Source organism: Streptococcus sp. GMD1S, from assembly GCF_000296875.1.
In the GTDB taxonomy this organism is placed as follows: domain Bacteria; phylum Bacillota; class Bacilli; order Lactobacillales; family Streptococcaceae; genus Streptococcus.
Genome location: NZ_AJQY01000046.1, coordinates 1 through 7,606 on the forward strand (window position 1 = coordinate 1; position 7,606 = coordinate 7,606).

A 7,606-nucleotide genomic window follows, 5' to 3' on the forward strand; every position below is an offset into this window, starting at 1 on the left:
ACCACATAATCCTAAATGAATGGGAACTCTCTACCTATATTATAGCACATCTTGGAAGCCTTTACAAGTCAATCCAGTGAGTAGTGATAGTGCTCTTTTTGAGTGTTTTCTGCTATAATACTAACAAAAGAAGTAAGAGGAAATGAGGAGAAAGAATGACGAAAATAGCAGTTCTTTCAGACATACATGGAAATATGACAGCTTTGGAAGCTGTATTGGCTGATGCTAAAGCGGCAGAGGTAGACCAATACTGGCTTTTAGGGGATATTCTGATGCCAGGGACAGGACGTAGAAGGATCTTGGACCTATTAGCTAGCTTGCCTATTACAGTAAGAGTGCTGGGAAATTGGGAGAATAGTCTCTGGCGAGGCCTGCATCGCAAGTTAGATCCTACAATAGCGAGTCATCGTTATCTCCTGCGTCAAAGTCAGTACATCTTAGAGGAGGTCAGCCCTGAAGAAATCGAAGACCTCAATAATCAACCCATGCAAGTTCATCGTCAGTTTGGTGATTTGATGGTAGGAATCACTCACCATCTCCCTGATAAAAACTGGGGTAGAGAGTTGATTCATACGGGAAAGCAAGAAGATTTTGATAGATTGGTGACGAATCCACACGCCTCTATCGCAGTATATGGCCATATCCACCAACAGTTGCTTCGTTACGGAAGTGATGGACAGTTGATTCTTAATCCAGGTTCCATTGGACAACCTTTCTTTCTAGATGCGAAGTTGCGTAAGGACCTGCGGGCCCAGTATATGATCTTAGAGTTTGATGAAGCAGGTTTGTCTGATGTTGATTTTCGTCGAGTGGATTATGATGTGGAAGCTGAATTACAGTTGGCTAAGGATTTGAAGCTCCCCTATTTTCAAGTCTACTATGAAAGTTTGGTAAATGGGATTCACCATACTCATAATCACGAACTGTTAGGTCAAATCAGTGAACAAGAAGGTTATGATCAGGATGTTGAACTCTGGATGGAAAGAGACAAGAAAGATTGGTTTTAAGAGGACTTCTAGCTAGAAATCAGATAGTCCAGTGACTGCTGTTTCGCGATAAGTCGAACTGGATACGAATTGACGGCTTCTCAAATTTATGTTAGAATAACGGAATATAACTAATTTGAATCTCATACTAATTGATATTCAAAATAAGAGGAGACAGATAATGAAACCAGAAGAGTTACACGCCATTGCCTCGAAGTTAGGCTTGCAATTTGACGAAGATTCGCGTAGTATTTATGGCACGCAGTCAGGCTATTTACTTTTCCTGCAAGAAACTGACGTGAAAAATCAGTTTCGACTTTGTGTCAGTGTGAGTTTGAATGGCAATCCTGCGGATTCAGAAGAAAATGAATTGGTTTGGGATGAGTTTAAGAGTGAATCTCTTCCAAACTTGTCGACCTTGTCTATCAACCAGTACCTTGTTTCTTTTGTTGTAAAAGGTGCCATGCGCAAATCAAAAACAATTGAGAAGTTACAGACGCTCATAACAGATCTCGTTGCCTTCCTTGAAACCCATCATTTCGTCCAAGTCTGTGCCTACAGTGGTCAGGAGGGTCCTGTTGGTCTCTATCAATTAGGTGATTCAATTTTCCTTATCAATGAGGAAAGCTATCAATTGCTGAAGAGCAATCTTCAGATTGAGGTGGATTCTTATCAAAACCAGAAGGAAAATGTTCTTCTTGGAGCAGTCGGTGCCTTGCTTGGAGCCTTGATTGGTGGAGCAGTTGCTCTATTTATCGCTCGTCTAGGTTATGTAGCTATGGTAGCGGGGATTGTTCTGGGGATTTGTACCATTAAAGGATATGAAATCCTTGGAAGAAAGATATCTCGAAAGGGGATTGTAATTTCCTCTATTTGGATGGTGATTACTGTCTTTCTAGTGAATCAAATTGATTTGGCGATGGAAGTCGTTTCCAAACTAGGGGTTGAGTTTGCCTTTGCTTTCCGAGTGGTGAATCAATTAATCTTTAGCGGTGATTTCCCAGATAACTATTTTTATAATCTAGCTATGTTAGCTGTGTTTACCTTAGTTGGTGCTGGGGCGTCTATCAGCTCGGTTTGGTCAAGTCATAAAACAAAAGGGATTGTCCGTAAAATTGCATAAAAAATAAGTCTTTGTATGCCCTCTACCGCTCTGGTTGCCAAGAGGGATACAGGACTTTTTGCATGGAAAAGGTAATCAGTCGATAATATTTGACAGGAAAACCAAAAACGGTATAATGTTTATACGGGAAAAGATGAATAAAATATCAATGAAAGGAGAAGAAGATGCAAATTTCAAGCCGATTTACAATTGCGACTCATATGATGATTATTATTGCAATGCAGGATACAGAAAGTAAAGTAACCAGCGATTTTCTTGCGGCTAGTGTCGGAGTTAATCCAGTCATTATCCGTAAGACTTTATCGCAACTCAAAAAAGCAGGATTGATTTCAGTTGCTCGTGGTACGGGAGGAACTGAGATAATAAAAGACCTTCAGGATATCAGTTTGTTGGATGTCTACCAAGCTGTGGAGTGTTTAGGAAAATCCGGTAAGCTCTTTAGTTTCCATGACAATCCAAATCCTAATTGCCCAATTGGTGCGAATATCCATGCAGTTTTGGACCAAAAACTGTTCGATGTTCAAGCAGCTATGGAGAACCAACTGCGTCAGACAAGTCTGGCTCAGGTTGTAGCAGATGCTCAGAATAAACTGTCTAAGTAAGAGGACTAAGGTTCTCTTTTTCTATTGCTATAATTATGGTACAATGTAGTCATCAAAGGAGGAGACTATGTACTTTATCACAGGATTTTTTGTCCTACTTTTTCTCGTTTCGTTTTTAAGGGACAATCGCAGTCTCTGGAATCCAGCTCTCTTGCTTTTATCTCTGCTCTTTTCTTACCTGTCTATTGCCAATCTTTTTTATGAAGCTGGGCAGGAAGAAGTGCACATGATTTTCTTTGCAGGGATTTTTCTCCTGCTGCCTTTTTTAGTTTTTCTAAGTGGCTTTTTTCTGATTTATAACGGATTTGTATTGTTGAGAAAAGAAGGAAAATCCAAGGCAAATTATTTGTCTCTGGGGCTAGGGTGTGTGATTCTATTCTTTTTTGTAATCATGGCGATTCGAGTGAGCGATACCAAGGGCTTGTTTTACACCAATCATCTAGTGAATATTATCTTTTTCTTTTTGATTTATTCGTATTTGATTTTTGGTTTTGCCTTTGCAGGATTTCTGCTTTATTCCATTCTGTATCTTTTCATTCCTAAGAAAAAACATTATGATTTTATTATCATTCACGGAGCAGGCTTGTTGAATGGAGAAAAAGTCACTCCCTTACTGAAGAGTCGCATTGACAAGGCAGTAGAAGCCTATCGCCAGTCTCTCAATCCCAATGTTAAAATCATCGCAAGTGGTGGTCAAGGTGGGGATGAGAAGATTTCCGAGGGTCAGGCAATTTGTAATTATTTGCTGGAAGAGACGGATGTTCCGAGAGAAGCGATTCTCCTAGAGGAAGACTCAACGACGACCTATGAGAATCTTCTCTTCTCAAAAGAAATGGGAGAGAAGCTGGTGGCCAGTCCACGTTTTCTCTTTGTGACCAATGATTACCATGTTTTTCGTACCAGTACCTATGCTCGCCGTATTGGGATGAAGGGAGATGGTCTTGGTTGCCGTACAGCCGCCTACTATATCCCATCGGCCTTTATTAGAGAATATATTGCTCTATGTGTGAAGATGAGATGGCTTTTTCTCGCCTTCTATATTTTATTAATTTTAGCTCTGATTTTCTCCTATAGAGGTGTTCTATGGTAATATGTAAAATTCATATTGTAATTCTTGTTAGAATCTCTAAAAAATCTTGTAGTAACCCTAAGGGAAAAATTGTCACTAGTAATGAAAGAGCAGGGTAAGTGATTGTGAGTGCGGTTTTTGGAACGGTTTCATGATTGCTCGTCAATCAATTGAACAATTTCTAACCTAGTTACAGATTTTCAGAGAGAGTCAAAAATAGGCAACTGAATATGAGTAGACTAGAATTTTACAGTCAACGACAAATAAAAATGTGAACAACAACAGAGAGGTTCACATTTTCTTTTTGGTCTATGGCAAAATGGCTTTTAGTTCCTTCAGGATAGTTTGCAAGGTTACGATCGCTTGTTCTCCTTGTTGTGGTTGATAGAGTAGTTGGAAATACTTGCGAATAGTTTCTTCAAATTGCTTACGGAGGAGAGTACAATTGGTCTTTGCGTACTCCAACATTCGTTTTTCACCAGGATGGGTTTGCTCATTGAGCGCAAATAACAAGTCAAAGTAGGAAGCAAAAAATTCACTTGTACGATGATTCATACTGAGAAAATCTTGGCGTTTGATAGCTTTTTCTATTTGGTGAGAGAAGGCAGGCATGGCTTGTTCTAGCAAAAGGAGTTGCCTTTCGATGATATGCTTTTTGAGTTCCTGTGGATAGGGAATCTGGTAAGTCTTTTGGAGAGAAGCATAGTGTCCATTCGGGTCGTATAGAATCTTGCTGTGGAGTAGATTGTGCCACATGCAAGTTGTATAAGCATTTTGAGCTTTGTGTTGAAAAACAGTTGTGTTCAATTCTTGTTCAAACGACTCCAGCGAACGATAAATCAACTCGATTTGGATACCGTTGTTTAGTACACAGTCATCCTCTAACTCCCAAAACTGGTTTCCAATTTCCATATAAGAACAATACTTACTCAAGATATCTCGTCGAATCGCCTCATCAATAGAAGAGTTTAGATAGACATAAACGTCATAGTCAGAATTTTGATCGTAGACTTGTCCTGCACGAGAACCACCAAGAGCAATAGCTTCTACTTGTTCAAGTTGAGAGAATTCTTTGCAAAGTTCTTGGATCATTTTTTTCTCCTTACGTTATGGTTTTAAAGTCATTTTACCAAAAAAGTAAAACGTTTGCATAGCATTGAGCTGCTCTTTTTCATTTATAGCAAAAAATGTGAACCCTTGTTTTGAGTTCACATTTCGTTTTTATTCCGCAGCTTGTTGCCAACGTTTTGCTAGCTTATGAGACAAGCTAGAAATAGTAAAGTTAAAGATAAAGTAAATCAAGGCAATCAGGATATAAAGACTGAAGACCTGCTCTGGTTCGAAATAACGGCCCATGAGAATTTGGCTGGCGCCAAAGAGTTCTTGTAGAGCGATAACAGAGTAGAGAAGACTGGTATCCTTAATCACAGTTACAAACTGAGAAATGATGGCTGGCAGCATTTTGCGGATCGCTTGTGGGAGAATGATGTAGTAGAGGATTTGCGCAGAGGTAAAACCTTGCGACATTCCTGCTTCATACTGGCCCTTGTCCACGGCATTGAGACCGCCTCGGATAATCTCAGCTAAGGCTGCTGAGGTAAAAAGGGTAAAGGCGGTAATACCAGCTGGTGTGGACTTCATCTTAAACACCAAAAAGATGGTGAAAATCCAGAGGAGGTTGGGAACGTTACGTACAAACTCGATATAAATGCTGGAGATGATCCGTAAGACAGGATTTTTCCCATTTCTCATGACGGCTAGTACTGTTCCGATAAGGGTCGAGAGGACGATAGCAATCAGAGAAATGTAGAGGGTCAAGCCAAATCCTTTAAAGATAAAGATTAGGTTATCTGGGGTCAAAACTTCTAAAATAGATTCCATAGTAACCTCCTAAAGTGAATAGGTTTTTTGTTGGCTTGCTCCATCTTGCGACCAAACTGGGCAACAGGGAAGCATAGGGCAAAGTAGAGAAGAGCAGCGCCTAAAAAGGCTGGGATATAGTTTCCGTTGAGGGCCGACCAAGATTTGGTCACAAACATCAAGTCTACTCCAGAGATGATGGCAACTGTAGAGGTGTTCTTGATGAGGTTGACGATTTGGTTGGTCAATGGAGGGAGAATGATACGGAAGGCCTGAGGCAAGATAATCAAGCGCATGGCACTGATATAGGTAAAACCTTGGGACAAGGCGGCCTCCATCTGACCGCTAGGAATAGACTGAATCCCTGAACGAATAACCTCAGCGATATAGGCGCCGTGATAGAGTCCCACACAAAGTACAGCTGTCCAATAAATCGGAATCATGATGGTGTGTTCACTGATAAGAGGCAAACCATAAAAGACGATGACAAACTGCACCAAGAGGGGAGTATTTTGGTAAAATTCGACAAAGATACGAGCCAAAACACGCAAGAATGGGCGTTTGCTGGTTGACATGGCCCCAAAGAAGATGCCCAAAACCATGGCGAGGATAAAAGATCCAATCGCTAGGGCAAGGGTGAAGAGGAAACCATTAAAAAATTGTCCAAAATCCTGAAAATAGGCTGTCCAAGATGATAAATCTGTCATGGGGTGTCCTCCTTAATCTGCGGTATGGCTAGATGGTTTGAGCTTGTATCGGTCATAGAGTTTCTGCAAACTACCATCCTTGGTCCATTTAGTGACCAAGGTATCAAGATAGTCGTTTAGCTCGGTATTTGATTTCTTGGTGACGATACCGTAGTCAGATGGCTTGAAACTATCATCTAGTAGTTCTGTCCGTTTGCTGATGTAGCCAGAGAGGATAGAGCGATCCACGGAAAAGGCATCAATACGGTGAGCGTGAAGGGAAGTAATCAATTCTGGGTAGGAACCAAGTTCAACGAATTTAAAGGTTAGACCTTTCTTTTTGCCCAGTTCAGTAATCAGGCGTTGGGTGATGGATCCTTGGGCAACCCCAATCGTTTTACCGTTTAGGTCCTCAATGCTTTTGATGTTGGCAGATTTATTGACCAAAAAGCCAGAAGCGTCCGTGTAGTAGGGACTTGTAAAGTTATAGAGTTTTTTGCGTTCGTCTGTGATGGTGAAGGTTGCGATATCCAAATCGACCTGTTCATTGTCAAGAAGAGGTCCACGGGTTTGAGCGGTAACAGGAACGTAGCGAATCTTGACCTTGAGCTCATCTGCAATCATCTTGGCTAAGTCGGTTTCGATACCAGAATAAGTCCCTGTCTTGGGATCTTTGTAACCAAAATTGGGAACGTCTTGTTTGACACCGACAACCAGTTCGCCTTTTTTTGAATGTCTGCGACGCTAGTATCGGCTTGGACTGGTTTTGCAGCAGCAAGACCGAAAAGGCTAATCAATAATGCTGATAAAAAGAATTTCTTTTTCATAGGCGCCTCCTTATTTGACTTTGTCACTTTCGTGGTTGATAATTTTGCTGAGGAATTGCTGGGCACGAGGTTCGCTTGGATTGTCGAAAAAGTCATCGACATCTGTCGTATCCACCAAAACTTCTCCGTCGGCCATAAAGATGATACGGTCAGCAACTTCACGGGCAAAGCCCATTTCGTGGGTAACGATGATCATGTTCATTCCGTCATGTGCCAGTTTTTGCATAACTGCTAGAACATCTCCGATAGTCTCAGGATCAAGAGCAGATGTTGGCTCATCAAAGAGGAGGAGTTCGGGATGCATAGCGAGTCCGCGTGCGATGGCAATCCGTTGTTTTTGTCCACCAGATAGCATGGCCGGATAGGAATCTTTCTTGTCCCACATATTTACAAATTCCAGATATTTTTGGGCTGTTTTTTCAGCTTCTTTTTTATCAATTCCTAGAACTTTAA

At 41.0% G+C, this 7,606-nt stretch carries 8 protein-coding genes and 1 pseudogene; 4 read left to right on the plus strand and 5 right to left on the minus strand.

The window, feature by feature from the left end:
- Positions 1–155: 155 nt before the first annotated feature.
- The 4 genes from GMD1S_RS05965 to GMD1S_RS05980 all read left to right on the plus strand — a co-directional run bounded on the left by GMD1S_RS05965 (position 156) and on the right by GMD1S_RS05980 (position 3,801).
- Positions 156–1,007 carry a metallophosphoesterase family protein gene (locus GMD1S_RS05965; protein WP_000161094.1) on the plus strand — a complete coding sequence of 284 codons (852 nt, stop codon included), beginning with the start codon at positions 156–158 and terminating at the stop codon, positions 1,005–1,007.
- Between the two features lie 160 nt (positions 1,008–1,167).
- Positions 1,168–2,109: a hypothetical protein gene (locus tag GMD1S_RS05970; protein WP_000801529.1), complete on the plus strand. Its 942-nt coding sequence runs from the start codon at positions 1,168–1,170 to the stop codon at positions 2,107–2,109.
- A gap of 164 nt (positions 2,110–2,273) precedes the next feature.
- Positions 2,274–2,711, plus strand: a complete 438-nt coding sequence (locus GMD1S_RS05975; RefSeq protein WP_001167392.1) for an Rrf2 family transcriptional regulator — start codon at positions 2,274–2,276, stop codon at positions 2,709–2,711.
- 67 nt (positions 2,712–2,778) lie between these two features.
- Positions 2,779–3,801: a YdcF family protein gene (locus GMD1S_RS05980; RefSeq protein ID WP_000273632.1), complete on the plus strand. Its 1,023-nt coding sequence runs from the start codon at positions 2,779–2,781 to the stop codon at positions 3,799–3,801.
- Between the two features lie 288 nt (positions 3,802–4,089).
- On the opposite strand, the gene GMD1S_RS05985 is transcribed toward GMD1S_RS05980, so the two are convergent.
- The 5 genes and pseudogenes from GMD1S_RS05985 to GMD1S_RS06005 form a co-directional block, all read right to left on the minus strand.
- Entirely contained in the window at positions 4,090–4,872 is a 783-nt protein-coding gene (locus GMD1S_RS05985; protein ID WP_000613909.1) for a DUF4037 domain-containing protein, read from the minus strand.
- 129 nt (positions 4,873–5,001) lie between these two features.
- Complete coding sequence (locus GMD1S_RS05990; RefSeq protein WP_000443854.1) at positions 5,002–5,661, minus strand: amino acid ABC transporter permease; 660 nt, start codon at positions 5,659–5,661, stop codon at positions 5,002–5,004.
- On the minus strand, positions 5,646–6,347 hold the full coding sequence (locus tag GMD1S_RS05995) for an amino acid ABC transporter permease (RefSeq protein ID WP_000131127.1): 702 nt from the start codon (positions 6,345–6,347) through the stop codon (positions 5,646–5,648). The genes GMD1S_RS05990 and GMD1S_RS05995 overlap by 16 nt, the downstream gene beginning before the upstream one ends.
- A gap of 12 nt (positions 6,348–6,359) precedes the next feature.
- Positions 6,360–7,153 (minus strand): annotated as a pseudogene (locus GMD1S_RS06000) (transporter substrate-binding domain-containing protein).
- A gap of 10 nt (positions 7,154–7,163) precedes the next feature.
- A partial coding sequence (locus GMD1S_RS06005) for an amino acid ABC transporter ATP-binding protein (RefSeq protein WP_000630237.1) occupies positions 7,164–7,606 on the minus strand: 443 nt, incomplete at its 5' end.